The 1,526-nt window shown below is 62.6% G+C and carries 1 protein-coding gene and 1 pseudogene; both read right to left on the bottom strand.

Annotated elements, in window-relative coordinates:
* A partial coding sequence (locus ACYQ7X_RS17425) for an oxidoreductase (RefSeq protein ID WP_459698341.1) occupies positions 1-925 on the bottom strand: 925 nt, incomplete at its 3' end.
* A 97-nt stretch (positions 926-1,022) separates the two neighbouring features.
* A pseudogene (locus tag ACYQ7X_RS17420) lies at positions 1,023-1,526 on the bottom strand (hypothetical protein); the annotation flags it as partial.

Below are 1,526 nucleotides of genomic sequence, written 5' to 3'. Positions count from 1 at the left end.
TCGCTGGCCTGCACGTCGTCGCTTTCGCCTGTTTCATGATAAAGCAGGCAGCTCTCCTCATCCCGAGTGCATAACACCCTCTAGGCCCCACGGGGATCCGCTGGGCCGGGCTCGATCCGCCGCTCGAGACATTCACAGCGGCGCAGCCCCGCGCTTCCAGGGCCGAGACGAAGGCGATGGTATCCGCGATCGACCATCCGCCCGGCACCCAATCGGTACCCGAGACCCGCACCGTTACCGGGCGACTGTGATCGAAGCTCTCGCGCACCACCTCGAACACTTCCAAAGGAAAGCGCATGCGGTTCTCGAGCGAGCCGCCATAGGCATCCTCCCGCCGGTTCGAGAGCGGGGATAGAAATGAGTGCAGCAGATAGCCGTGGGCGGAGAGGATCTCGATGAAGTCGAGCCCGAGCCGGGAGGCACGGTGGGCGGTGGCGGCAAAGGCTTTGCGGATCGCATCCATCCCTTCCCGATCGAGCGCCGCTGGCGCCGTTTCGCCCTCTGCATAGGCAATGGCGGATGGTCCGCAGGTGGCCCAGCCGTTCGGCGCGCCGGGTGGAATCTGCCCGCTGCCTTCCCACGACTTCTGGCGCGATGCCTTCCGGCCGGCATGGTTGATCTGGATACCGATCGGCATGGTCGACCACCGACGGACACCTTGCAGCACCCGAGCCATAGCTGCCTCGCAAGCATCCGAATAGAGGCCGACATCGCCATAGGTGTTGCGGCCGTCGGGCGTGACAGCGGTCGCCTCGATCGTGAGCAAACCGCCGCCCGAACTGGCCAACTGGCCAAGGTGGATAAGATGCCAGTCGTTCATCTCCCCGTCCTCGGCGGAGTATTGCGCCATCGGCGCGATAACGATCCGGTTCTCCAGCAGGAGATTGCCGATCTTCATCGACTTGAACAGCAGTGGAGAGTTCATGGTAATCTTGGCCGGCACTATCGGCCATACCCTTGTTGTGAAAGCTGAGGTTGGCGCCCAAGCGGAGGGCGGAGGCAAGGATGGCTGCGGCGGCCGCTTACGGATGATGCCGCAGAAGGATCTCCGCCAGGCCGCTGGCATTGTCGATCATGAAGTCATGCCCGCCAGCCAGCGGATAGACATGGCAACCCTCGCGCAGGGCTTCGGCTTCGTAGAGGTTCTTGAAGGGATTAGGCAGCCCGATATCGGTTTCGTTCCAGATCATGATCTTCTGGCGTACCTTCGCATAATCGCCGGTCAGGCTCAGTCTTTGGGTGAAGCAGGCGAGAGGATGCGGTGTCAGCTTCGCGTCGACCCAGGATTGATACTGAGGCCCGACGCCGAAGACTGCCGATGGCCAGGGCGCGACCATCGTGCCGCCGAGATCCGCGCTGAGCTCCGTGAAAGGGCCCAGCAGAGATGGAACAACGGTGAAAGCCGTATCACCATCCTTCGGCAGCATGGCATCGAGATAGACGGTAAGCGTCGCGGCACCGGCACATTGCGGCGCGCGGTAGCGCTTTGATGCAAAGCGCGGATGGACGAACCGCCTGACATCATT

Source organism: Acidisoma sp. C75 (genome assembly GCF_054665095.1).
This window is presented reverse-complemented; position numbering and strand designations above follow the sequence as displayed.